The organism is Labrys sp. KB_33_2 (genome assembly GCF_052114505.1).
Classification (GTDB): domain Bacteria; phylum Pseudomonadota; class Alphaproteobacteria; order Rhizobiales; family Labraceae; genus Labrys.
Genome location: NZ_JBFREW010000002.1, coordinates 266,348 through 289,352 on the forward strand (window position 1 = coordinate 266,348; position 23,005 = coordinate 289,352).

Here is a 23,005-nt window from a genome sequence, read left to right on the forward strand (position 1 = left end):
TCAGCGTCCTCCCGCCGCGGCCAGCCCGGCATCGAGGGCGGCAACGATGCGCGCGACGTCCTCGGCGCTGATCACCAGCGGCGGCGAGATGATGACATTGGCGCCGGAGGTGCGCACCAGCACGCCGGCCTCATAGGCGACGTCCTGCACCTTCTGCACCACATCCTTGGCGGCCGGCGTCTTCTTGGCGCGGTCGCCGACCAGTTCGAGCGCCCACATCAGGCCGATGCCGCGCACGTCACCGACCAGTTCGTGCCTGGCCTTGAGGTTTTCGAGCCCTTGGCCCAGTTCCGCGCCGCGGGCGGCGGCGTTGGCGGCGACGTCGAGCCGGCGGATTTCCTTCAGCGTGGCGATCGCCGCCGCCGCGCCGATGGGGTGGCCGGAATAGGTGTAGCCATGGCTGATGGTAGCGAGCGTGTTCTTGTTGCTCTCGAAGGCCTGAGCGATCGTCTCCGAGATCATCGCCACGCCGAAGGGGAAATAGCCGTTGGTGATCGCCTTGGCTGTGGACATCAAATCGGGCTTGATGCCCCACAGGCGCGACCCGGTCCAGGCGCCGGTGCGGCCGAAGGCGGTGATCACCTCGTCGGCGATCAGGAGAATGCCGTGCCGGTCGCAGATCTCGCGCATCAGCGGCAGGAAGCTCTCATGCGGCACGATGATGCCGCCGGAGCCGAGCACGGGCTCGAGGATCAGGGCCGCGATGGTATCGGCGCCCTGGAAGGCGATTTCCTCCTCGAACAGCCGGCCGATCGCCGCCGTGATCTCGGCGCCATCGCTGGTCCCGAACGGATTGCGGTAGGGCCAAGGTGCCGGCAGGTGGTATACGCCCGGCAACAAAGGCTCGTAATTGCGGCGGAAATGCTGGTTGCCGTTGACGGAGGCGCCGCCGAAATGGGTGCCGTGATAGCCCTTCTTCAGCGCGATGAACTTGGTACGCTCGGGCTGGCCGCTGACCCGGTGATATTGCCGCGCCAGACGCAGGCAGGTTTCCACCGAATCCGAACCGCCGGAGGTGAAGAAAGCGCGGCTGAGTCCGTCCGGCTTAAACCACTCCGCCAACTCATAGGCGAGCTCGATCGAGGGCGCGTTGGTGGTGCCCCGGAAGGTCGAGTAATAGGGCAGTTCGTCGAGCTGGTCCTTGATCGCCTGTTTGATCGGGTCGCAGGAATAGCCCAGATTGACGTTCCAGAGGCCACCGACGCCGTCCAGCACCGTCTTGCCGTGGATATCGGTGATTTCGACGCCCCTGGCCGAGGTGATGATGCGCGGCGGATTGGCCTGCATGTCGGCCGGATGCGCCATCGGATGCCAGAGCTGGCGTGCATTGTTCTCGATCAGGAAATTGGTCTCACGCATCGTTCATTCCTCTTCAAATTCAAATGCCGAGCATGGCCAGAGCCTGGGCATAGCCCTGGGACGGCCGGGTGACGTCGAAATGGACATGGGGCAGGCGCACCGCTCTGGCGCCTTCGATGTTCTTGAGCTGGTCGTCGACGAAGACACAAGCCTCGCGGGGCAGGTCGAGCTCGGCGAGGACCTGCTCATAGGCGCGCGCATCCGGTTTCAGAATGCCGGTATGGGTGGCATCGACGATGACATCGAAGCGGTCGATCAGGGGAAAGCGCTGGCGGAATTCGACGCCGTAGAACAGGTCGAGTTCGTTGGAGAGGATGGCGAGCTTCAGCCCCGCTGCCTTCACCTGCAGGATGGCCTCGCGCGCTTCCGGGCGCAGCACCAGCTCGGGTTCGGCGCCGCGGGCCCGGCGCACGAAAGTCTGCATATCCGTCCAGTCTTCGCCGACCATGCGGCCGACTTCGCCGGCTCGTGTGAGCCAGTAGTCGCGCTCGCTGATCTCCTGGCGTTGCATCGAGACCCAGAGCGGATCGGTCTCCGGGGCGAAGGGGCCGCGCCAGGTAAGCGTATCAGGCGCCAGGCCGAGGGTGCGCTCTGTGACATCGTGCGTTTCGAACAGGGTGCGGGTCACCACCCCACCGAAATCGAGGATGAGGGCGCGCTCGCCGGTCATGGCCGTCCCTCCGGTACGATGCCCTCGGCCACCCATTCGTCGAAGAGCGCGAGCGCGACGTCCGAGAATTGCGGCGCGTTGATGTGGGCGTTGATCTCGCGAAGGGTGACGCTCGGGGGCAGGGCCTTGCGGATTTCATCCACGAAGGCGGCGTGGCCGGCCGGATCGTGCAGGGGCTCGCCCGGTTTGTCCCATTCCTGCAATCCCTCGATCGGCAGCAGGAAGGCGGTTCTCCCGGCGGCCCGCTTGAGCTTTGCGGCGATCACCCGGGCGATCTCGCGCCGGCCCTCGGGGGAGGCGGTCACCGAGCCGATCAGGCGGTTATGGGCGTGATAGGGGCGGTCCACCAGGATGGGCGGCGGCTCGCGCCAGGATGGCAGGTCCACCATGTCGACGGCGCCCGGGGCGACGATCTGGGGAATGCGGGCGCGCCCGGCATTCTCCAGGCGGTCGGGACCGGAGGTGACGATGCTGCCGTAATGGTGGTTGCTGACTTCCTGGATGCAGAAATCGAACACCGCCGCAAAGCCACCCTTCTCAGCGACCGCCTCGAAGGCGCGTCCGCCCATGCCGGTGGCATGGAACACCGCGACGTCATAGCCGCGCCGTTCCAGCTCGGGCTTGAGATGTTTCATATATTTGAGGCAGGTGGAGCCGAGGGACGTCATGCCGATCAGGGGGCGCGCGGAATCCGGCTTCCGGCCATGTCGGGCCGCGCCGACCACGGCGCCGCAGGCCTGCGAGAGCACGGAACAGCAAATGCCGCTGAGACCGTAGAGGCCGCCAGCCCACAGGATCATCATCAGGTCTGGCGCGATGCGCTCGGGCGGAAGGAGGTGGGAGTAGGCGATCGTCGAGACGACGAATTTGGGAACGCCCACCGGCAGGACAGCGGATACGTCGAGGGCGAGGTCGGTGCCCATCGAGCCGCCGAGCGCGATGATGCCATCCACCTTGCCGGCTCGGTAGAGGTCGAGGACGAGGGCTGCCGCCCCCTGTGCCATCAGGGCCATAGCGCTGTTTTCGTCCCCGCTGGCGATGATGGCATCGATGGAGGTACCGGCAGCCGTGGCGACATCGTGCCTGGAATGATCGGGGAGATAGGGCGGATCGCCCAGGATGCTGACATCGACCATGACAGGGTGTCCGCCCGCTTCCCGGATGACGGAGGCCATGAATTGCAGCTCGTCCGATTTGGTGTCGCCCGTTCCGATGACGAGTATTCTGGGCGTCGAGACCGTCACGCTCATCAGGCAGTTCTCCCAAAACGAGCATTGGTTTCAGTGGGCCGTTCCAGACCGTAATATTTTTCCGAAATGACCTCGGCCGTGGCGACGGTCTCGGCACCCAAGGCCTGGAGGGCTGTCTTGCCGACACGCACCGTCGGAGCCGCAACGGCGATGCATCCGATCGGCTCCCCGTTGGGCGCACGGATCGGCGCGGCCACGCTGACCACGCCGACCTCGAAGCCCTGATGGCCGATCGAGAAGCCGCGGGCTCTGGTTTCGCCAAGCAATTCGCCAATCTTGGCCGGGTCGGTGATCGTATGCTCGGTGAAGCGTTCCAGCGGCGATGCCAGGGCAGCTTCGATCTCCGCCGCGGGGCGAAAGGCCAGGAAGGCTAGCCCCGACGCCGTCGCGTGGAAGGGCAGGATGCCCCCGACATCGACAATGACCCGATGCGCTTTGGGTGAATCCTCGACATGGATGGTGGCGAGTTGGCTGCCCGAGAATTCAGAAAGATGTACCGTCTCGGTCGAGGCTTCCGCCAGCGCCTTGATATGGGGCAGTGCGATGCGCAGGAAGGGATAGCGGGCCTCGCGAATGCGGGCGAGGCGCACCGGCGCTGCCCCGATGCGGTATTTGCGTGTCACCGGATCCTGCTCGACGAAGCCGTGCTTGGTGAGTTCCACCAGGAAGCGCCGGGCGGTGGCCTTATCGAGGGCGCAGAGCCGGGCGATGTCGGTCAGCCCCGCCTCCTCTTGCAGGCGCGACACGGTGTCCAGCAATGAAAGGGCCTTGCCGATCGTGCTCATTCTTCCTCCACCGGGGGTCGGTTCGTCTTGGCTTCCGGTGCGCCGGGAGCCTTGCGGGTTCTTCTGCCGCGACCCGAGATAATTAACATGCGAAATAACTTGACAGCTGCCGCGGTTCTTTGCAAGTCTATATTTGAAGTAATGGTTCAAATAATGAACCGAAGTTCGCGCATCAATACAGACGCCAACAAGAATAAGGGGCAGCATCGTTCGCGCCGTTTCTGACGAAACGGCGGGCGAGCCTTCCCCACGCATGCCGACGCCTTCAACCAGGGGAACGAACGCCCATGACCGTGCAAGATTCGTGGCAAGACACGCGACAAGACTCGCAAAGCCAACCATCTAACCAGCTCCGCAAGAACAGCCTCGGCGTGGGGGCGATCACCTTTCTGGTGGTCTCGGCGGCAGCACCCCTGACAGCGGTCGCCGGCGGCGTGCCCCTGTCCATGCTGCTCGGAAATGGGCCCGGCATCCCGCTGACCTTCGTCCTGGTCACCCTGATCCTGTTGCTCTTTGCCGTCGGCTATGTCGCCATGGCCCGCCATATCCGCAATGCCGGTGCCTTCTACGCCTATATGGCGCAAGGGCTTGGCGGCCTGATGGGGGGAGCGGCGGCCCTCATCGCCATTCTCGCCTATAATTGCATGCAGATCGGCGTGTTCGGCATGTTCGGTGCGGCGACAAGGGGATTCTTCGCCGAGCAGTTCGGCCTGGACCTGCCCTGGTGGGTGTGGACCTATGTCGGCATCGCCGCGGTGGCTGTTTTCGGCTATCGCCGTGTCGATCTGTCGGCCAAGATCCTCACCGTGCTGGTCGCGCTGGAATATCTCGTCGTGCTGGTCATCGATGCGGCGATCTTCTTCAAGGGAGGCGATGCTGGCCTCACCTTCACGCCCTTCACGCCGGCGGCGTTCTGGAGCGGCACGCCTGCCATCGGCCTCCTGTTCTGTTTTGCCGCCTTCATCGGTTTCGAGGCGACGACGATCTACAGTGAGGAGGCCCGCGAACCGCACAGGACCGTGCCGCGGGCGACCTATATCTCGGTGCTGATCATCGGCGTATTCTATATGCTGACCTCATGGCTGATGGTGAACGGCGCCGGCGTCGACAAGCTCGTGCCGCAGCTGCAGGGCCTTACCGATCCGACGACCTTCCTCTTCGGCCTCGCCGAACGCTATGTCGGCCACGGCATCACCGTGGTGATGAGCCTTCTGTTCATCACGAGCCTGTTCGCCGGTGTTCTGGCCTTCCACAATGGCGTGGCGCGCTACCTCTATGTGGCCGGCCGCGAGGGGCTTCTGCCGAGATCGGTCGGCGTGACGCATCCCCTGTTCCAGAGCCCCCATGTCGGCTCGATGATCCAGACCGTCATCGCCGCGCTGGTGGTCGCGCTGTTTGCCGCCACCGGCCTGGATCCGGTGCTGGCCCTGTTCTCCTGGCTCACCAATGTCGCTACCTTGGCGATCATCCTGCTGATGGCCTTCACGGCATTGGCGATCGTCGCCTTCTTCACGCGCAATCCCGAGCTTGAAGGCAATGTGCTGGTGACCAAGATCCTGCCGGTGGTGACCGGCCTGATCCTGCTGGCGCTGGTCTATTTCATCGCGGTGAACTTCGGCGCGCTCGCGGGCGCCAATGGCGTGCTCGCCGTGCTGCTGCCTGGACTGGTTCCGATCGCCGGCATCATCGGCTTCCTTTCCGCCATCCGGCTCAAATCCACCGACGCCACTGCTTTTGCTCGGCTCGGCGTCGGGCAGGAGGCGTGATGAATTCCGGATGCAAAGCAGGCCGAGATCCCTCACCCCTAACCCCTCTCCCCACAGGGGAGAGGGGGGGCTTCGACTGGGAGAGATGCGAGGGGATAAGAAGAAGCATAACGCTGATGCCTCCCTCTCCCGGGCAGGGAGAGGGTAAGGGTGAGGGATGACGCAATCCGCCCATCCTGCCGTCGCCCTCGACTTCGTGACCCGTTATCGTGTGAGAATTGAGAAATGCAGGACCAGATCGATCGTCTCCGGCTCCTTCCCGTCGCCCCGCAATCACTGTTCATCGGCGGCAGCTGGAGCGAGCCGCAGGATGGCGCTGTCCTGGACGTCATCTCGCCGATCGACGGGCGCAAGCTGACCACGATCGGCGACGCCGGGGCAGGGGATGTCGACCGCGCCGTGCGCGCCGCCCGTCTTGCCTTCGAGAAAGGCTCCTGGTCGAAGTCGGCGCCATCGGTGCGCAGGAAGGTGCTGCTGCGCATCGCCGAGCTGATCGAGCGCGACGCCCTCGACCTTGCCGTGCTGGGCGTGCGCGACAACGGTACGGAAATGGCCATGGCCCTGAAGGCCGAGCCGGGCAGTGCCGCGGCAACCTTCCGCTACTATGCCGAGGCGATCGACAAGGTCTATGGCGAAATCGCGCCGACGGCCGGTGACGTGCTCGGGCTCGTGCATCGCGAGCCGGTCGGCGTCGTCGCCGCCATCGTGCCATGGAATTTTCCGATGATGATCGGGGCCTGGAAAATCGCGCCCGCGCTGGCGGCCGGCAATTGCGTGGTGCTGAAGCCGGCGGAAGGGGCTTCGCTGAGCCTCCTCAAGCTGGCCTCGCTCTGCGCCGAGGCCGGTCTGCCGGAAGGCGTGCTGAACGTCGTCACGGGCAGGGGAGCGGTGTCCGGCGAGGCACTCGGCCTGCACGGGGATATCGACGTCATAGCCTTTACCGGGTCGGGCGGTGTCGGGCGCAAGCTGCTGGAATACTCGGCCCGCTCCAACCTCAAGCGTGTCTATCTCGAGCTCGGCGGCAAGTCGCCCAACATCGTGTTTGCCGACGTGCCCGACCTCGACCGGGCCGCGAAAGTCTCGGCCCATGGCATCTTTCGCAATGCCGGCCAGGTCTGCGTCGCCGGCTCCCGGCTGCTGGTGCACGCTTCCATTCGCGAGGCCTTTACCGAAAAGCTCACCACCATCGCCTCGTGCATGAAAGTCGGCGATCCCCTGCAACTCTCCACGGAGATCGGCGCGGTTTCCAGTGAGGCTCAGTTGAGGAAGGATCTCGCTTATGCCGAACAGGCCCTCGGCGAGGGGGCCAATCTCAGGACCGGCGGCCGGCGGATCCTGCAGGAGAGCGGCGGCTTCTACATGCAGCCGACGATCTTCGACGTCACGCCCCAAATGACGCTGGCACGGGAGGAAGTCTTCGGCCCGATCCTGTCGATCATCCCCTTCGAGACGGAAGCCGAGGCCATCGCCATCGCCAATGCCAGCGATTACGGTCTTGCTTCCGCCGTCTGGACCGCCGACCTTTCGCGTGCTCATCGCATGATCCGCGCCCTTCGCGCCGGCGTCGTGCATGTCAACACCTATGGCGGCGCCGACCACACCGTGCCGCTCGGCGGCGTGAAGCAGTCCGGGAACGGTCATGACAAATCGCTGCACGCCTTGGACAAATACAGCGATCTCAAGACGGCCTGGATCCAGCTTTGACTGGGCGATCAATGGAAAGATGGCAGTGGCAGTCACTTGGCTGTGCCCAGGCCGTCGATACTGCTTATGCGATCAGGCAGCCGGCGTCAGCGAGCCGGACCAGACCCCGCTGAAACTCGGCTCGACCGGCCCCGTCAGGAAGGCGCCGCCAGCGCCGTCCCAGCGGACCATGAACATCCCGCCGTCGCATTCCACCGCGACGGTACCAGCCAGCAAGCCACGGCGCATGCCGTTGACCGCCGCGCCGCACGCGCAAGAACCCGAGCCGAGCGGAATGCCGCCGCCGCGCTCCCAGATGCGCAGGCGGATCCGCGTCGGGCTGATGACCTCGACGAAATGCACATTGGTCCTCGCTGGGAACAACGGATGGGCTTCGATCTGCGGCCCGAGGCTCGACACCTCGATGGCATCGATATCGTCGACGAAGAAAGTACAGTGCGGATTGCCCATGCTGCAGGCTGCGGGTTCGCCGGGCAACGGCAGCTTCAGCGTTTCCATCTCCTTGGCCACCGGCACGTCTTGCCACCCGGTGAGCGGCGCGCCCATATCGACGGATATCAGGCCGTTCGGTTCCCGCGCGCAGGCCAGCAGGCCGCGATTAGTTCTCAGGATCGTGGATGTGGACTTGGTTTCCTCGAACATGATCCAGGCGACGCCGCGCGTGGCGCTGCCGCAGGCATCGAGCGTCGAGCCATCCGGGTTCCAGAAGGTCAGGCTGGCTGCGGCGTCTTCGCAATCCGTCATGACCGCGAGCTGGTTGAAGCCGATGCCGCGATTGCGGTCTCCCAGACGCCTGGCGATATCGCGATCGATGATATCTGCCTGGCCGCGCAGGTCGACGATGACGAAGTCGTCGCCATTGGCATGCATTTTCTGAAAACGGAGAGACATGGCTGGCTCGGGGGCTGTTCGACGCGCAAGGTAGAGCGCGCCGTGTCGCTGCCGAGAGTGGGTTGATTCCGGGCGCCAGGCAACTGGATCGGCCGATCCTCCAGCAATCRCCCCGCGGAGGGCAGGGGAAGAGGCCACCTTTGCCGGGGCGACCTCCTCAAACATGGAACGCGGCCAGGGCGCACCATGCCGGGCGTCCTGGTACGCGGGTCGACGGTTATTGATTGATCTCGGGCTCGACCAGCCGGGCTAGATTGCGCAGCGAGTCCTGCCAGCCGAGATAACAGGCCTCGGACGGGATGAGGTCGGGAATGCCGGCCTGCTCAATATTCAGCTCGGTGCCGCAGGACACTTTCTTCAGCGTCACCGTCACCACGATCTCGCCCGCCAGATTGGGATCGTCGAACTTGTCCGTATAGCGCAGCCGTTCGCCCGGGACGAGTTCGAGATACTCGCCGCCGAACGAATGGCCATGGCCCGTGGTGAAGTTGCGGAACGACATTTTGAACGTACCGCCGACCGTCGGCTCGGAGTGATGCACGGTGCAGGTGAAGCCGTTCGGCGGCAGCCATTTTGCGAGGGCATCTGCTTCGAGGAAGGCGCGGTAGACCTTCTCGGGGCTGGTGGCCAGAACGCGGTGCAGACGGATGGTGCTGGGCATGATCGTTGTCCTCTTGGCTGGGAGAAGAGCTCTTGGCTTGGAGAGCAGGAAGTCATGGTAGAAAGCATCTTGCCATGCCCCGAGGACGAACGCCGCTCTGCCCGCCCGACAGAGCGGCGCAGATTTTTTGCGGAGTGCCCGCCTTTATCGGCCTCTCCCACAACGGGCAGCTCCCCGGCTACGCCCAGCAGCATGCCTTCAAGACGATTTTCAATTGGAGGTTTTGACGAGCGATCCGAGTTCAGGTCGGCGCCAGGCGGGATCGGTGCCGGTTGATTGCCTCGCAAAGCCGATTTCCGCTATATTGTTCACTCAACCGGACAACAATGATCACGGGTGGTTCTCGCGGCTGCGATGGACCGGGCGCGGCATCATCGCGGATCGAGGCTGGGGAACGTCATGGCGAGTTTCGTGCAGTTCCTGCAATATTCCGGGGTGTTTGCCGCGCAAAACTTCATGGTGGTTCCAGAGGGTGGCTTCAATCTGGTTTGCCTGCGTGACGCCAAGGGCGTTCACCTGTCCTACGATCAGGCCCGACTGCAGATCGACGATGTCCGCGTCGAGCAGGTCGAGCGCGTCGCCCAGGATTATATCGACACCCGCTACGGTAAGCAGCAAAGCCAGGAGCGCGACGACCAGTTGCTGCGGCTGCGCACTTCACTCTATGGCACCATACGGCCGCAGGCCGGGGCACGTGCCCTCAAGGTCCAGGCCAAGGGGACCGGCATTCCCCCGCTCACGGGCACGCGCGGCGGCACGGTCATCAAGCTCGATGTCGCCATCATGCCGCGCAAGAGCTACACGCTCGCCTTCAAGTTCCTCAGGCATTTCGACCAGGCGGGCAAGGTTGTCAACGCAACGAAATTCAAGCCTGATGACGCGTCCTGGTTCCTTACCCGGCTGAACTGGATCTTCGGGGCCCAGACGAACATCTTCTTCACCCCGGCCGGCGCCGACTGGATCATGGTGGAAAAGGCCCTGGGGCCGAAGATCATGCGGGATGTCTTCCGCCAGGACATCGTGCCGCTCAAACAGGGCGGCGCCGATCTCACCTGCTTTCTCGTCGGCGATTACGATGCCACGGACAGTGAGGCGGCGGGGCAGTTCCTGCCGGACGAGCAGGTCTGCGTGGTCGTCGACCAGGGTAATCCAGGGGTGTTCGACTATGGCGAGGCCTTCATCGGCGTGATGGCGCACGAGGTCGGCCACTTCCTGCACCACAAACGCAAGCTGGGCGGAAGTGGTCACCATGATCGCGGCGGCATCCTGCTTTCCAGCGGCCTCGAAAGTCTGTCGCTGGACAGGCAGCTCGTCAGCGACCTCAACGCCTGGACATAGCCGCCCGGTTTTCGGAGGCGTCCTGACCCTCCTTCGGCGGATTGAGGCCGCAAGGCTGCGACTTCAATGGTAGGGCAAGGATACGCCGGGAAACCGTATTGGGCCTTAGCCTTAGGCCGGCAGCACGACCACCTTCGTCCCCACCGGCGTCTGGCCGTAGAGGTGGAGCATGTCCTGGGTAAGCAGGCCGGTACAGCCGCTCGTAACGCCGGAGCCGATCGACTGGGGAATGATGGTGCTGTAGAGTGTGTAGAGCGTGTATTTGCCGTTCTGATATAGATAGAGCGTGCGGGCGCCGAGCGGGTTGTTCAGGCCGGGCGGCATGCCGCCGGCATATTTAGCGGCCTCCGGCTGGCGCGCGATCATCTCCCTGGGCGGCGTCCACACCGGCCATTCGGCCTTGCGCCCGACATAGGCGTCCCCATGCCACAGGAAGCCCTGGCGGCCGACATTGGCGCCGTAACGGGTGGCGATCCCGTCGCCCTCGATGCGGTAGACATAATATTTGCTCGGATCGACGATGATCGTGCCGGCCACTTCCTTGCTGGGGTACTGCACTTTCCGGCGATAATATTTGGGGTCGATCTTGCTGACATCGACCGCCGGGATCGGGAATTTCTCCTCGGGCACCGCCGCATAGAGCCTCGCCGCCTCGGCCCGGCTCATGCCGCCTGACGTCGCGCAGCCGGCCAGACCGAGTGCGCCAAGGCCGGCGGCGGAGCCGACCAGGAACGAGCGGCGGCTGAGAAGCCCCGATCCGAGCCCGAGCTTGGCGGCCTCGTCCATCTTGCCGGTATCGGCAATTCCACCGTCCATGATCATGATCTTCGCGTTCCCTTGTCCCGTTGTCCGACCAGAGAAGACAGCGGCATCGGCCGCCGAATGTCTCGCTGGGCTGAAATTGCCCTCCCGCGGCCCGATTGGCAAGCTTTGGGTCTTTGTGCGCGCGCAGCCTTGCACCGAAGTCTGCAAGGTCCACGCGGTCTTGCGGTCTCACTTCGCGCTGACTTCCAAGGTGGCCGGCAGCAATATGGGCGTTTTGGAACCGATTATATGAAAGGCTGCCGTTCCTAACATTTGGCTGGCTGGCACCCGGCTTTGCGAATGAATTCACCCGCAGTTGAAAGCGCGCGGCGGCCATCGTCCAGACCGGCGTTCCAAAGTGGCCAAGCGTGAATCATATGCGGCCATATCTCGAGTCGCACCGGCACATCCGCAATCCCTGCTGCTTCGGCAAGCCGCGTGGCGTCCGACAGCAACGTCTCAGCCGAACCAACTTGGATCAACAGCGGCGGAAAGCCGTGCAGATCGGCGAACAGCGGCGAGATTAGCGGGTCGCAATATTCTTTCCCCACGGGGACATAGGCGCCGGCGAGCTCCTCCAGATAGGCCTTATGGATGATCGGATCGATCGAGTCCTTGCTGGCGAGCGACGAGCCGGACATGGTGAGATCGGTCCAGGGCGAAATCAACCATGCACAGCGGGGAAGAGGGTCACCAGCGGCGCGCAGGCAAGCGATCAGGGCCAAAGTGAGATTGCCGCCCGCACTATCACCACCGACCACAATGTGTTCGGCGGCGATGCCTTGCCGCCGCAGAAAGCGCCATGCGGCGAGTGCGTCTTGGTGCTGGGCCGGAAAAGGGTGCTCGGGAGCGCGGCGATAGTCGATCGCAAGGGTTCGCATGCGCGCCGCGCGACCTGCTTCCGTCACCAGCCGGCGATGGCTTTCAATAGAGCCTGAGCAGTAACCGCCGCCGTGGAAATACAGCAGCACCTTCTCAGCGTCGCTGCCCGGCGCCATCGACCATTCACCGGGGACGCCATCGCACTGGACAGCTGTGCACAGGATATCATCGGCAATAGGCCAGTTTGTTCCGACCTCATCGAGCCGTGCGCGCCGCTCGCCCCATCCGACCGGCCGAGGCTTCGAGGTCAGCAGTTCGCGGATGGCTGCGATTTCCTTCAGGGTGCGTTCGTGATCGGTCACAGCATGTTCCTTGATAAAGGTTGGCGCATCGTGACACTATGCTTGGTAATCAATCTTCGCAATTTGTAGTAATTTCAGCCGCGGAAGTGAGGTTGGGGTGAAGCGCGTAATATTTTTTGCAACAGCGGACACTCTAATCTTCTGAGACGGAGTAATGTGAGAGCGTCGTTGTGTTGCCAGGAAACCATCCCATCAGAAGAAATCGGATGGTTGGTCGTCAGGCCGGGCAGGTTGAAGAGCGCTGATTGGGCTCCAAGCGAGAGAACAGCACCCGGCGACGCGACGCTGCAATCGCTCCGGGGCCATTCGCGGTAGGAGGAGGCTGAGATCCAAATGCTGCCGATAACACATGCTGACGATGCGAAGGCCGCCTCTGGCGTGTCCCTTCCAATCGCTTACTCGACCGCGGTCCTGGGGTGGCTTCTTTCGGCTGGCGTGTACATCGCGGCCAAATGGGTGGCGCCGGAAATGGGGCCATGGGCGCTCTGCTTCTGGCGGCTGTTGCTTGCTTGCGCAATTTTGCTGCCGATCGTGCACCACCACTACCGCGCGATAATCGCGTTAATCCGATCGCGGGCGGTGGAGGTTCTGCTTATAGGAACGATTGGTCTGACCCTGTGCCAGGGCATGATCTACACAGGCCTCCATTCCACCAATGCCACCACTGCCGGCATCATAATGGCACTTTCACCCGTCATGACCATGGTTATCGCCCGGATCGTGCTTGGCGAACCGCTTGGTCTCCGGAAGGCAATCGGAGCGTTACTTGCCCTGGCCGGCATGATGGTGATTGTTGCCCACGGTGATCTCCGCGCGCTGATAGGGCTCCAGTTCAGTATCGGCGAACTGTGGATCGTAGGAAGCGCATTCTGCTGGGGCCTTTACACTGTGCTCTTGCGCCGTTCCAAATTCGGCATCGCCCTCCTGCCCACGGTCGTGGTTCTGCTCGGGGCCGGCTCCCTTGCCGCCCTTCCTTTCTATCTGTGGGAGTCAATATACGGCGGCGGCTCGGCATTGCACGCGAATGGCCTGTTGGCGCTTGCCTACTTGGCCGGGCCAGGCGGCGCACTGATGTACTACCTCTACAATCGCAGCGTCGAGGTGCTTGGCGCTGGCCGCGCCAGCATGCTGCTTTATCTGCAGACCGTCTTCGTGGCCTTGCTCGCCTATCTTTTGCTCGGGGAAAGTTTGCACTACTACGACATCTGGGGCGCGGCCTTTATCATCGCCGGTCTGGTATTTGCACATTGACCGTGCAAGGCCCGACGTTGCTCAAAAAAATAAGACGGACGCCGGGGAGCCGTCGGCGCCACTTGCGCCGGCGCTGCACTCGAAGGTGCGCACTGTATAGCCCGCCGCAGCTCGACAATGGCTCATCCTGCCATGAAGCCGGCTTCGCCCGTTACCAACACCGTTTTATTTGGACCTCAAGTAATGAAACCAGGGGTAATTTGGGTGTAGTATACAGGTGTTGCGCTCTCGGGGCGGATGCACGTTGATGGATCAGGAGAGAATTCTAGCTGCCGTCCTCTTGGTCGATGTCGTGGGGAGCACGCCGCTCTATGAGCGCATCGGCGATGTTGGTGCTCTGCGGCAAATCTCGGAATGCCTGGACGCGATTCGCGAGATCACCGCCCGATACGGCGGTGAATTCATTTCCTCGAAGGGGGACGACGTGCTCAGCCTGTTCAAGAGGCCGGAGGCGGCGCTGAAGGCTGTCGGCCAGATCAGCAGCCAGCTGACGAATGGGCCGTTGAAGGCCAGGGTCGGATTGCATTTCGGAGCGGTCCTTCGAATGCGGGGCGACATATTCGGCGATGTTGTCAATGTCACCGCGAGGTTGTCGAGCACGGCAAACCCCGGGGAGGTGCTGGTCAGCCAGAGCTTTTTCGAAGCACTTATCCCGGGCAGCCGAGGTGCCTTGCGGCTCCTCGATAGCATGGCCTTCAAGGGGAAGCAGGAGCCCTTCGATGTCTATACCCTGCGGGATGACGATGGTGTTGTCAGTACGCAGCTTGCCCACCAGAGCACCGCTTTCGACAGGATTGCCAGCCCGACACGGCACCTCAATCTCGTCATCAGATATGGGGATCAGTTGCGATCCTGCCGCAACAATGAATCCGTGACCGTCGGCCGATCCCCAGAGTGCAATATCGTTGTGCCGCAGCCTTGGGTCTCAAGGCATCACGCGACCTTCACCATTTCGAACGGCAGGGCCAGGCTGGCCGAGCGAAGCTCGTCGGGCACATTCGTGTCGACGGGACCCGGCCTTGAAGTATTCGTGCGGCGTGAAGACGTTCTACTCTTCGGCTCCGGTTTGATATCGCCCGGTGTGCGATCGTCCCTCAGCGAGGCCCAGATCCTTCACTACGAGATCATCTCGGGGTGACCAGGGACAAGTTCCGGCCAAAGCGCTTCGTCCATCGCGACGGCATCGGCGGCCGGACGTCTCGCAGGGCTGAAATTGCCCGCGCAAGGCGCGATAGGCAGGTTGGGGCCTCTGCCGCGCGGATTGCCATGCACCAAGATCGCTGACGCCCCGCAGCCAAGCCGGGCGTTTCACGCCTCGTTTATGGCGCTGGGAGCCCGCGGCTTTTCCAGTCGCTGCGCGGAACCGGATTGCCGACCTGGAAGGCGAAGGCGATGACCTTCGTTACCTTCGCATCGACTTCGCAACGATAGCTCAAATTGTACCATTGTGACTTGGAGGCGAATGCTGCCTTGGAATCCTCGAGCACGGTGCCTTGCTCGAGCTGTTCGCGAGGGAGCATATCGGGGACATAGGAGGGCGAGGCATGCAGCAATTGCTCATGCAGTTCCGTGACGCAAAGCTGGCCCACCCGCTCGCCGCGAGACATGCTTCCCATCGCAAGCATCGCGTTGATGTCGTTGGTCGTCTCTTGCGAAAACAAGGTTCTGGATTCGGGCAGCTTCGGATCTGGTTGTGCCTGATTTGGGGCCTGGGGTTGGGTGGGTGCAGCCGACGCCTCTGTCGCAGCAACCTGGGGAGCCTGCTCGGTTGGGGCCGGCGTCACGGCCGGTGTGTTCGGACCATTTGTTTGAGCCGGATCAGGCCGGGCCGGGGGTAGGGCCGAGCCGTTTTCAGGGCTGTTGCCATCCGGCGCCTTTCGGGGGCCGCGATCCTTGTCGCCAAACAGAAACACCGGCTTCATGACAGGCTGCGTGCCCTGCCGTTCGTCCGCAGCCTTCGGCGGCGGTGGTTTCACGGCGCTTTCTGCCGGTGGCCGTACCGGTTTGGCTGGCGGGGGCGCTTCGGCTTTCGGCTTCGGTGGCGGATCGACCGACTGCACCAATTCGACCGTTATCGCCTGCTCTTCCTTCAGAGGCGACACCAGTGGTCGCGGCAGGATGAGCGCGGCGACCAGCAAATTGAGGAGAAGGGAGGCCAGCAGGCTCCATTTCCACCATCGCTGATCCGGCTGGTCGTTTCTCATCCCGGAAGATGTGGCGTGAAATATGGGCCGTATCAAGCACGCTGGCAGGCAGGATTGAAATATCCGTTCGGCAGGGAGGGGCTTGCCGGCGGTCGAGTTCACGGCTGCCGGTGTTAAAGCATGGTGATGCCTCGTCATTCCGGATCGTTACGGATGGTCTGAGCAGACGGACCGTTATCGCTATGCGATTGTTGGCGAGGGCGCATCTTCTTGCGGATCACACGGTGCGGATTGATCGAGGAGATGTTAGTCGGTGGCGCTGAAGCAAAACATACGTTCGACGCCGTGACAGGAATGAATAAGATCAATATCGCTGTGATCGCGGTCGTTCGGCACGGGTAGAGCGGGCGTGTTGTTGAATTGAGTAGATTTTTACCGCAATATCCTGCCACGCTTGTATTGCGAAGAATTCTAACCTGAAGCGATCCAGTTTTTAGGGCTCAGGTCATCCTCCCCCCCAAAACTCCCCGCCTGCCCGAGCACCTGCGCATACCCCCTGTCGAAATAGAGCAGCGCATGGCCATCCTTGCGGCTGCGCAGATCCACCACCTCGCCGATGAAGATGTGGTGGCTGCCGATGAGATGCCGGTCGATCAGGCGGCAGTCGAAGGAGACGATGGCGTCGGCCAAAGCCTGGTTGCCGGAGGGAAAGTCGATCCAATCGGCGGCGGCGTAGCGGGCCTCCATCTCTGTGCGCTGGCCGGCGAAATAGCCGGCGAGGTGCTGGTGGTCCGGTGTCAGCACGTTGACGCAAAAGCGGGCGTTCTCGATGAAGTGGCCTGTTTGCGCCGAGCGGCTGTTCATGCACACCAGCAGGGTCGGCGGCTCGTCCGTCACCGAACACATGGCGGTGGCGGTGAAGCCGCCGCGCCCGGCCGTACCGTTGGTGGTAACCACGTTGACGCTGGCGCATACCCGCGCCATGGCGTCACGGAAAGCGTTTTTCGAGGGGCGCTCCTGCATGGCGGCCTCATTCGGCGGCGGCGCGGGGCGGTATGGCCTCGCCGAGCGGGGGCAGCCAGGTCTCGCTCGTCCAGCCCTTCTCGTCATAATCCGCCATGCATTGGTCGACGAGGGCTTCCATCTCCTTGAGGCGCCCGCCGCGCTCGGCGCCCTTGAGCACCTGCAGGCGGACTTCCTCGGGTGCACCGGCGTAATTGAGTTCGTAGAGGGCGTGGCGGCCGGCAAATTCCGTGCCCGTCGCATCCCACAGCAGCTTCATGATCTTGATGCGCTCGACATGGCCCATCTCGTTGGAGCCGCGCACATATTGGGCGAGGTAGCGGTCGATCTCGGGATTGGCGAAATCCCGGGCCGAGGATGGCAAGTAGATCAGGCCCGAGGCGATGGTGCGCCTGACGATGTCGATCACCCTGGGATAGGCCTCGGACATGAAGGTGCGGTAGGCGAGCGCGGCTTCCAGGTTCGGCAGCACGGCACCATTGGCCCAGGGCAGGGGATTATGGGCCATGGCATTGGCGAAGGACCAGAACTGGTGGCGGATGGCGATCACCTCGCCCAGCATCGCCTGGTTGCCGCGAAAGGCGTCGCCCCCGGTGGCGCGCAGGGCCTTGGCCAACAGGCCGGCGAGGAAATCGAGCTTCACCCCGAAGCGGATGCAGCCCTGGAAGCAATAGCCGTGCATGAAGCCGGATGCGGGATGGAAGGACAGGATCTTGCCGGCATCGCGCAGCACCAGCACGTCCTCCCAAGGGATGAAGACATTGTCGAGCACCAGGATGGCGTCATTCTCGTCGAAGCGGGAGGAGAGCGGATAGTCGAAGGGGTGGGCGCCGCGATTGGCCGTCTCTTCGTAGGAGGTCCGGCAGAACATCTTCACCCCGGGCGCGTTCATCGCCACGATGAACATCACGGAGAGGGATGGGTCCTCGGTGACGGTGGCTGAACTCTGGGCGAGGAAATTGTAGTGGGTGAGGGCAGAGGAGGTGGCGACCACCTTGGCGCCGGAGACGTGGATGCCGGCATCGGTCTCCCTGGTGATGTGGACGAAGACGTCCTTCACCGCATCGGCCGGCTTGTGGCGGTCGATCGGCGGGTTGACGATGGCGTGATTCATGAACAGCACGGCTTCCTGCGCCCGCTTGTGCCAGGCCAGCGCATTGTCCTTGAAGGGGCCGTACCAGTCGGCGTTGGCGCCGAGCGTGTTCATCAGCGCCGCCTTGTAGTCGGCGGTGCGGCCCATCCAGCCATAGGTCATGCGGGCCCAATGGGCGATGGCGTCCTTCTGCGCCACCAGTTCGGCCGAGGAGCGGGCGACACGGAAATATTTGTGGGTGTAGCCGCCGGAACCGGTATCGGTCGGCGCAGTCAGGATCGGCCTGGTTTTCTCGTCATGCAGCGCGTCATAGAGCCGTGCCAGCGAGCGCACCGAATTGCGCATGGCAGGGTGGGCGGTGACATCGGCAACCCGTTCGCCATTGATGTAGACCTCGCGCCCGTCGCGCAGCGAAGCCAGATATTCGGCGCCCGTGAAGGGCCGTTTCTTATCGGCGCGGAAATCTTCCGATCGCATCGCCTTCCTCCCTGATGTTCGTTGACGCCAGGCTAGGCCTTGCCGGCGGCGCGTACCATGGACAGAATGGTAAAATCACTTGTACTTTTTTAAGAAGGCGCCCGTGTCCGACAAGGTTCCCAGCTTCTTCATTTATGGTGAGCCCGATCGCCCTGTTGATGTCGGATTCCTGCATATGGAAACGGTAATGGAGCGAAAATCGCTGCATTCAGGCCAGGTTTCCGCCCATAGACATGACAGGATGGCGCAGATCACCTTCTGGACCAGAGGCCGGGGCGAATATTTCATCGAGGACAGGCGGCTGGACTTTATCGCACCTGCGGTCAGTTACATCCCCAGCGGCGTGGTGCATGGTTTCACTGTCGCGCCTGAGGAGACCGACGCCATCGTCGCCTCGATCGCCGACAGCGCTCTGCCGCCGATCGCCGCGCTTTCGGCCCTGCCGATCGAGGAGCCGATCATGGTGCGCGGGCAGAGCGAGAGCCGTTTCTGGCTTTCTCTGGCCGCGACCATGCAGCGTCTTCTCGAAGACTATCGGCAGGGGCAGATGGCGCCCCTGGGGGCCTTGCTGGCGGTGGCGATGAACGACATCGCCTTGCTCGGCCAGACCGGCCGCATCGGCGAACGCGAGGGCCATGACCTCGCCTTGGCCTTCAGGCGCCTGGTAGACCGGCATTTCCGGGACGCCTGGCCGATCGAGCGTTATGTTACGGCGCTCGGCACCACCCCACATCTGCTCGCCAGGGCCTGCGGGGCCTCCCATGGCCTGTCGGCCAAGGCCTTCATCGACAGGCGGCGCCTGATCGAGGCCAAGCGCCTCCTGGTCTTCACCATCCGTTCGGTCGAGGACGTCGCTTATGAGATCGGCTTTCGCGATCCGGCCTATTTCTCGCGCTTCTTCCGCAAGCATGTCGGCGAGCCGCCGGGCGAATGGCGCATCGGTCAGGCGCGCCATGGCGGTGCCAGGACACCATGAACGGCGCCCGGAGTTTGCGCAGCGGGCAGAGTATGCAAGTAGTGCTCAAGCCCCAGAGCCGCTATCGGGTGACGATGCATGGATGAAGTGAAGGAAACGCCTCCGGTGATCGAGGAAGCAAGGCTGAAGGAAACGCGGCGTTCGCTGCCGATCGCGCTCCTGAGGGCGCGCGAGGCGGTGATGAGCCATTTTCGCCCCATGCTCGCCAATCACGGCGTGACGGAGCAGCAATGGCGTGTGCTGCGCGTGCTGAACGAAGCCGGCATGCTGGACGCCTCCGAGGTCGCCGATCGCGCTTTCATCCTGGCGCCCAGCCTCACCCGCATGATCCGCTCGCTGGAAGAGCGCGGCTTCATCACCAAGCACAAGGACAAGGGGGACGGGCGCCGCGTGCTTCTGAAACTCGCGCCCGCGGGCCAGGCCGTCATTCGTGAAGTCCTGCCCGACAGCCGCAAGATCTATGCGGTGCTGGAAGAGCGCTTCGGCCGCGAGCGCATCGATCAGTTGGTCGATCTCCTGGGGGAGCTTGCGACGTTCCGCAACGATTCCGAAACACCCGAGGAGCTTGCGTGAGCCGATGACCGCCCCCGCTTCAGGCCTGCACGAGTTGCCCGGCGGCGAAGCGCTGCTCGCCTGGTTCGGCCGCAGCAGGCGCGCATCGCGCTGGAGCCGGGCAAGCCCTGAGGGCGGGACCCACTCGCCCCGACCCACTCAACTCGTGGCCAACTCAACTCGCCGCCTGGCGGGTTGAACATTCATAGATCCTGGTTCCCGTCCGCGCGTCGATGCCTTCCAGGCTCACCTCGTAACCCCAAAGGCTGCGGATATGGCGCAGCGTCGCGTCGCGGCTGTTGGGCTCGAGCACGATGCCGTCATTGACCTTGTGCTGCAGGCGCAGATGCCGGTCGCCCAGCAGGTCCACATCGACGACCTGGATGTCCGAGCGGTTGGCGCCGATGTCATAACTGTGGGCGAGGGCAGCGCGGATATTCTCGTAGCCGCGCTCATTGTGGATCGAGGCGACCTTGTAGAAGGATTCGTTGGCCGCATCGGACAAGACGAACATCCGCCATTTGCGGATCAGCGCGGGGCTGAGATATTGGCGTATGAAGGACTCATCGCGGTAATTGGCCCAAGCGTCGAGCAGGACCTCGCGCCAATTGCCGTTGCCCGCGAATTCGGGAAACCAGTCGCGATCTTCTTGCGTCGGTTCGGTCGAGATGCGTTGGATGTCCTGCATCATGTCGAGGCCGAGCGCATAGGGATTGATGCCGGAAAAGCGGGGATCGTCGAAGCCCGGCTGGAACACCACGTTGGAATGGTTGCGCAGGATCTCGAGCATGGCGCCCTCGCTGATCCGACCTCGGTCGAACAGCGCGTTCATCAGGGTGTAATGCACGAAGGTCGCGCAGCCCTCGTTCATCACCTGGGTTTGCCGCTGCGGATAGAAGTATTGTGCGATGACACGCACGATCCTGACGAGTTCACGCTGCCACGGCTCGAGGATCAGGCTGTTCTTCTCCAGGAAATAGAGCAGGTTTTCCTCAGGAAGATTAAGCGACTTCTTCCGTTCGGGCATGCCGTCCTTGGCCTCCTCGGCCCTGTCCCCGCCCTTGGAGGCCGGTAGCGTGCGCCAGAGATCGTTATAGGTGCGTTCCTCATATTCCAGCCGCTCGCGCACCCCTTCGCGCTGTTTTTCCGAGGACAGTTTGGGCGGGCGGCGATATCTGAACACGCCCTGTTCCATCAGCGCGTGGGAAGCGTCGAGAATGGCCTCCACCGCGGCGACGCCATGGCGTTCCTCGCAGCGGGTGATGAAGCCCTTGGCAAAATCGAGATAACCCAGGATCGCGCCGGCATCCGTCCACTGCTGAAAAAGATAGTTGTTCTTGAAGAAGTGATTATGGCCGAGCGCCGCATGAGCCGTCACCAGGGCCTGCAGCGCCATGGTGTTTTCTTCCATCAGATAGACGACGCAAGGATTGGAATTGATGACGATTTCATAGGCGAGCCCGCGGCCACCCTTGCGATACATGAGCTCCTGATGAAGGAAATGCTTGCCGAACGACCAATGCCGGTACATCAGCGGCATCCCAACGGATGAATAGGCATCGAGCATCTGTTGGGACGAGATGATTTCCATCTGCACGGGATAGATGTCGAGGTGGAGTTCCTCGACCGCCAGCGCCTCGATGGCGTCATAGGCCCGAGACAGCGTCTTGAAATTCCAGTCCGAGCCTGAGAACAGCAAGTCGGCGTTGGGCGCATGCTTGGGCGTAGGCTTGGGCATCGACGCTCCTTTTAGCCGCCCTTCGAGGCGGACTGCCTGGTAAAGAGCCGGCGGAAAACCGGGTAGATGTCCGAAGCCTTGGCGATGCGGCTCATCTGGAAGTTCGCCCAGCGCTCGGTGACGGCCGCATAGGCTTGCCAGAGTGAGGTTCCGTTCTCGGTGCCACCGAAAATGTGGCTCTCACGTTCATCGATGATCTCGACATAGGCGAAATACTGGCAAAGGCGCATGATCTCGCCATCAAGCAGTGCGATGCAACGCCCGGAATCGGTGGCGATATTGTCGCCATCCGAGGCCTGGGCGGCATAGATGTTCCATTCATTGGAGGGGTAGCGCTCCTTGATGATGCGCTGCATCTCCTCGAGGGCTGTGGAGACCACAGTGCCCCCGCTCTGCGTCGAGTAGAAGAAGGTTTCCTCGTCGACCTCCTGCGCCTCGTGAGTATGCCGGATGAAGACGATGTCGGTGCGCTCGTAGCGCCGTTTCAGGAAGAGGTGCAGCAGGACGAAGAAACGCTTGGCCAGGTCCTTTTCCCGCTCTCCCATCGAGCCGGACACGTCCATGAGGCAGAACATCACCGCATTGGCGTTCGGTACGGGCTGCGCGTCGAAACGGTTGAAGCGGATGTCGACCGGATCGATATAGGCAATCACCCGGCGCCGGCGCTCCAGGCGGTCGAGCTCCTCACGCAGTTCCGCGATGCGCTGGTCGGCTGCGGCACCTGCCGGGCCGGCTTCCAGCCCTTCCAGCTCCTGGAGGATCGTATCCATCTCCTCCTGTTTCGGACGCTTGAGGGCGATGCGGCGGCCATGGCTGTTGCGCATGGTCCGCCCGACATTGATGTTGGTCGGCGAGCCGCTCACCGCATAACCCGCCCGCCGCGGCTTGACGATCAGGATCTCCTTGAGATTGAGCTTGATCATGTCGGGCAGTTCGAGATCCTCGAAGAAGAGGTCCAGCACCTCCTCGCGGGTGAGCACGAAGCGGAAATCATCCTCCGAGTCGCTCAAGCCGGGAGACGAGCCCGACCCGGCGCCTTGATTGGGCTTGGAGACCCTGTCACCCGGTGCGAACTGCTTGTTGCCAGGCAGGACATGATGGCGGCCGCCGCTGTCCCTCGCCTCGCGGAAGGTCGGCTCGCTCGTGCCGTGCACCGGCATCGAGACAGAATGCTTGGCATCGACATCCGCGATCTTGCCGGTCTTGATCTGGTCGCGAATGCTCTGCTTCAACTCGGCGCGCGCGCGGCGCAGGAAGCGCTGGCGATTGCCCAGGCTCTTGTCCTTGGGATTGAGGCGGCGATCGATAAAGATTGGCATGGGAACACCACCCGGCCGGG

General features: G+C 63.0%; 20 protein-coding genes. 7 read left to right on the top strand and 13 right to left on the bottom strand.

Annotation, left to right across the window (positions count from 1 at the left end; all coding sequences use genetic code 11):
• The 4 genes from AB4037_RS04545 to AB4037_RS04560 are packed head-to-tail and all read right to left on the bottom strand — an operon-like array spanning nucleotide 1 to nucleotide 4,064.
• Nucleotides 1–1,359: an aspartate aminotransferase family protein gene (locus AB4037_RS04545; protein ID WP_441770682.1), complete on the bottom strand. Its 1,359-nt coding sequence runs from the start codon at nucleotides 1,357–1,359 to the stop codon at nucleotides 1–3.
• Between the two features lie 19 nt (nucleotides 1,360–1,378).
• Complete coding sequence (locus AB4037_RS04550) at nucleotides 1,379–2,029, bottom strand: HAD family hydrolase (protein ID WP_434960704.1); 651 nt, start codon at nucleotides 2,027–2,029, stop codon at nucleotides 1,379–1,381.
• Nucleotides 2,026–3,279, bottom strand: coding sequence for a Tm-1-like ATP-binding domain-containing protein (locus AB4037_RS04555; RefSeq protein ID WP_441770683.1), 1,254 nt, complete (start codon nucleotides 3,277–3,279; stop codon nucleotides 2,026–2,028). Before AB4037_RS04555 ends, AB4037_RS04550 begins: the two co-directional genes overlap by 4 nt.
• Nucleotides 3,279–4,064: an IclR family transcriptional regulator gene (locus AB4037_RS04560; RefSeq protein ID WP_441770684.1), complete on the bottom strand. Its 786-nt coding sequence runs from the start codon at nucleotides 4,062–4,064 to the stop codon at nucleotides 3,279–3,281. The genes AB4037_RS04555 and AB4037_RS04560 overlap by 1 nt, the downstream gene beginning before the upstream one ends.
• Nucleotides 4,065–4,351: 287 nt before the next feature.
• Here AB4037_RS04560 and AB4037_RS04565 point away from each other — a divergent pair, with 287 nt between their 5' ends.
• Nucleotides 4,352–5,830: an APC family permease gene (locus AB4037_RS04565; RefSeq protein WP_441770685.1), complete on the top strand. Its 1,479-nt coding sequence runs from the start codon at nucleotides 4,352–4,354 to the stop codon at nucleotides 5,828–5,830.
• Nucleotides 5,831–6,055: 225 nt separating this feature from the next.
• Nucleotides 6,056–7,534, top strand: a complete 1,479-nt coding sequence (locus AB4037_RS04570; protein ID WP_441770686.1) for an aldehyde dehydrogenase — start codon at nucleotides 6,056–6,058, stop codon at nucleotides 7,532–7,534.
• Between the two features lie 72 nt (nucleotides 7,535–7,606).
• On the opposite strand, the gene dapF is transcribed toward AB4037_RS04570, so the two are convergent.
• A complete protein-coding gene (dapF, locus tag AB4037_RS04575; protein ID WP_441770687.1) occupies nucleotides 7,607–8,425 on the bottom strand; it encodes a diaminopimelate epimerase in 819 nt (272 codons plus the stop codon).
• Between the two features lie 217 nt (nucleotides 8,426–8,642).
• Entirely contained in the window at nucleotides 8,643–9,086 is a 444-nt protein-coding gene (locus AB4037_RS04580) for an SRPBCC family protein (protein WP_441770688.1), read from the bottom strand.
• Nucleotides 9,087–9,485: 399 nt separating this feature from the next.
• On the opposite strand from AB4037_RS04580, the gene AB4037_RS04585 reads away from it, so the two are divergent.
• Nucleotides 9,486–10,424 (top strand): hypothetical protein, encoded by a 939-nt coding sequence (locus AB4037_RS04585; protein ID WP_441770689.1) that lies wholly within the window; start codon nucleotides 9,486–9,488, stop codon nucleotides 10,422–10,424.
• Between the two features lie 111 nt (nucleotides 10,425–10,535).
• Here the strand turns inward: AB4037_RS04585 and AB4037_RS04590 are convergent, their stop codons facing one another.
• Entirely contained in the window at nucleotides 10,536–11,246 is a 711-nt protein-coding gene (locus AB4037_RS04590) for a L,D-transpeptidase (RefSeq protein ID WP_441770690.1), read from the bottom strand.
• A 248-nt stretch (nucleotides 11,247–11,494) separates the two neighbouring features.
• A complete protein-coding gene (locus AB4037_RS04595; protein WP_434960712.1) occupies nucleotides 11,495–12,412 on the bottom strand; it encodes an alpha/beta hydrolase in 918 nt (305 codons plus the stop codon).
• Nucleotides 12,413–12,745: 333 nt separating this feature from the next.
• Here AB4037_RS04595 and AB4037_RS04600 point away from each other — a divergent pair, with 333 nt between their 5' ends.
• Nucleotides 12,746–13,663 (top strand): DMT family transporter, encoded by a 918-nt coding sequence (locus AB4037_RS04600; RefSeq protein ID WP_441770691.1) that lies wholly within the window; start codon nucleotides 12,746–12,748, stop codon nucleotides 13,661–13,663.
• A 247-nt stretch (nucleotides 13,664–13,910) separates the two neighbouring features.
• Nucleotides 13,911–14,801, top strand: coding sequence for an FHA domain-containing protein (locus AB4037_RS04605; RefSeq protein WP_441770828.1), 891 nt, complete (start codon nucleotides 13,911–13,913; stop codon nucleotides 14,799–14,801).
• A gap of 181 nt (nucleotides 14,802–14,982) precedes the next feature.
• Here the strand turns inward: AB4037_RS04605 and AB4037_RS04610 are convergent, their stop codons facing one another.
• The 3 genes from AB4037_RS04610 to AB4037_RS04620 all read right to left on the bottom strand — a co-directional run bounded on the left by AB4037_RS04610 (nucleotide 14,983) and on the right by AB4037_RS04620 (nucleotide 18,400).
• Entirely contained in the window at nucleotides 14,983–15,969 is a 987-nt protein-coding gene (locus AB4037_RS04610; protein ID WP_441770692.1) for a DUF930 domain-containing protein, read from the bottom strand.
• A 309-nt stretch (nucleotides 15,970–16,278) separates the two neighbouring features.
• Nucleotides 16,279–16,830, bottom strand: a complete 552-nt coding sequence (locus tag AB4037_RS04615) for a flavin reductase (protein WP_441770693.1) — start codon at nucleotides 16,828–16,830, stop codon at nucleotides 16,279–16,281.
• A 7-nt stretch (nucleotides 16,831–16,837) separates the two neighbouring features.
• The gene (locus AB4037_RS04620) at nucleotides 16,838–18,400 is read right to left on the bottom strand and encodes a 4-hydroxyphenylacetate 3-hydroxylase N-terminal domain-containing protein (protein WP_434960717.1); all 1,563 of its coding nucleotides are present in this window, start codon (nucleotides 18,398–18,400) and stop codon (nucleotides 16,838–16,840) included.
• 103 nt (nucleotides 18,401–18,503) lie between these two features.
• Here AB4037_RS04620 and AB4037_RS04625 point away from each other — a divergent pair, with 103 nt between their 5' ends.
• Entirely contained in the window at nucleotides 18,504–19,376 is an 873-nt protein-coding gene (locus AB4037_RS04625; RefSeq protein ID WP_441770694.1) for a helix-turn-helix domain-containing protein, read from the top strand.
• Nucleotides 19,377–19,454: 78 nt separating this feature from the next.
• Complete coding sequence (gene hpaR, locus AB4037_RS04630; RefSeq protein WP_434960719.1) at nucleotides 19,455–19,949, top strand: homoprotocatechuate degradation operon regulator HpaR; 495 nt, start codon at nucleotides 19,455–19,457, stop codon at nucleotides 19,947–19,949.
• A 154-nt stretch (nucleotides 19,950–20,103) separates the two neighbouring features.
• On the opposite strand, the gene AB4037_RS04635 is transcribed toward hpaR, so the two are convergent.
• Together AB4037_RS04635 and AB4037_RS04640 are read right to left on the bottom strand one after the other, a co-directional pair.
• On the bottom strand, nucleotides 20,104–21,666 hold the full coding sequence (locus tag AB4037_RS04635) for a SpoVR family protein (protein WP_441770695.1): 1,563 nt from the start codon (nucleotides 21,664–21,666) through the stop codon (nucleotides 20,104–20,106).
• Nucleotides 21,667–21,677: 11 nt separating this feature from the next.
• Entirely contained in the window at nucleotides 21,678–22,985 is a 1,308-nt protein-coding gene (locus tag AB4037_RS04640) for a YeaH/YhbH family protein (protein WP_434960721.1), read from the bottom strand.
• Between the last annotated feature and the right edge of the window lie 20 nt (nucleotides 22,986–23,005).

What these genes read in the sequence shown, in the direction of transcription:
- AB4037_RS04545 (WP_441770682.1), bottom strand. Translation starts at nt 1,359, where the DNA reads ATGCGTGAGACCAATTTCCTGATCGAGAACAATGCACGCCAGCTCTGG.
- AB4037_RS04550 (WP_434960704.1), bottom strand. Translation starts at nt 2,029, where the DNA reads ATGACCGGCGAGCGCGCCCTCATCCTCGATTTCGGTGGGGTGGTGACC.
- AB4037_RS04555 (WP_441770683.1), bottom strand. Translation starts at nt 3,279, where the DNA reads ATGAGCGTGACGGTCTCGACGCCCAGAATACTCGTCATCGGAACGGGC.
- AB4037_RS04560 (WP_441770684.1), bottom strand. Translation starts at nt 4,064, where the DNA reads ATGAGCACGATCGGCAAGGCCCTTTCATTGCTGGACACCGTGTCGCGC.
- AB4037_RS04565 (WP_441770685.1), top strand. Translation starts at nt 4,352, where the DNA reads ATGACCGTGCAAGATTCGTGGCAAGACACGCGACAAGACTCGCAAAGC.
- AB4037_RS04570 (WP_441770686.1), top strand. Translation starts at nt 6,056, where the DNA reads ATGCAGGACCAGATCGATCGTCTCCGGCTCCTTCCCGTCGCCCCGCAA.
- dapF (WP_441770687.1), bottom strand. Translation starts at nt 8,425, where the DNA reads ATGTCTCTCCGTTTTCAGAAAATGCATGCCAATGGCGACGACTTCGTC.
- AB4037_RS04580 (WP_441770688.1), bottom strand. Translation starts at nt 9,086, where the DNA reads ATGCCCAGCACCATCCGTCTGCACCGCGTTCTGGCCACCAGCCCCGAG.
- AB4037_RS04585 (WP_441770689.1), top strand. Translation starts at nt 9,486, where the DNA reads ATGGCGAGTTTCGTGCAGTTCCTGCAATATTCCGGGGTGTTTGCCGCG.
- AB4037_RS04590 (WP_441770690.1), bottom strand. Translation starts at nt 11,246, where the DNA reads ATGATCATGGACGGTGGAATTGCCGATACCGGCAAGATGGACGAGGCC.
- AB4037_RS04600 (WP_441770691.1), top strand. Translation starts at nt 12,746, where the DNA reads ATGCTGCCGATAACACATGCTGACGATGCGAAGGCCGCCTCTGGCGTG.
- AB4037_RS04605 (WP_441770828.1), top strand. Translation starts at nt 13,911, where the DNA reads ATGGATCAGGAGAGAATTCTAGCTGCCGTCCTCTTGGTCGATGTCGTG.
- AB4037_RS04615 (WP_441770693.1), bottom strand. Translation starts at nt 16,830, where the DNA reads ATGCAGGAGCGCCCCTCGAAAAACGCTTTCCGTGACGCCATGGCGCGG.
- AB4037_RS04620 (WP_434960717.1), bottom strand. Translation starts at nt 18,400, where the DNA reads ATGCGATCGGAAGATTTCCGCGCCGATAAGAAACGGCCCTTCACGGGC.
- hpaR (WP_434960719.1), top strand. Translation starts at nt 19,455, where the DNA reads ATGGATGAAGTGAAGGAAACGCCTCCGGTGATCGAGGAAGCAAGGCTG.
- AB4037_RS04635 (WP_441770695.1), bottom strand. Translation starts at nt 21,666, where the DNA reads ATGCCCAAGCCTACGCCCAAGCATGCGCCCAACGCCGACTTGCTGTTC.
- AB4037_RS04640 (WP_434960721.1), bottom strand. Translation starts at nt 22,985, where the DNA reads ATGCCAATCTTTATCGATCGCCGCCTCAATCCCAAGGACAAGAGCCTG.